Genomic DNA, 335 nt, shown 5'->3' with positions numbered 1-335 from the left:
ATCCTGCATTTCGACTATGACGACAACTACCGACTGATCCGTAAAAGCGATGCCGAAAGCCGTTACCACGGCTATACCTATGACGAAGCGGGCAACCTGCTGACCCATACCGACCCGCTGAAACACATCACCCGTTTCGAATACGCCGGCAACGGTCTGTTACTGTCGGTAACCGATCCGAACGGCAGCAGTACCGCCTACCACTATAACGAAAACCATCAGCCCGACCGGATTACCGACTGTTCGGGTTACGAAACCAAACTCTCTTATACCCCCGAAGGACAGCTGGCGCGTATTACTGATGCGCTGGGACAGCACACCGAATACCACTACGA

At 53.7% G+C, this 335-nt stretch carries 1 pseudogene; it reads left to right on the top strand.

What is annotated here, in order from left to right:
* Positions 1–335: pseudogene (locus tag HMPREF2596_RS03550) on the top strand (RHS repeat protein); the annotation flags it as partial.

The organism is Neisseria sp. HMSC078C12 (assembly GCF_001838065.1).
Taxonomy (GTDB): domain Bacteria; phylum Pseudomonadota; class Gammaproteobacteria; order Burkholderiales; family Neisseriaceae; genus Neisseria.
This window is presented reverse-complemented; position numbering and strand designations above follow the sequence as displayed.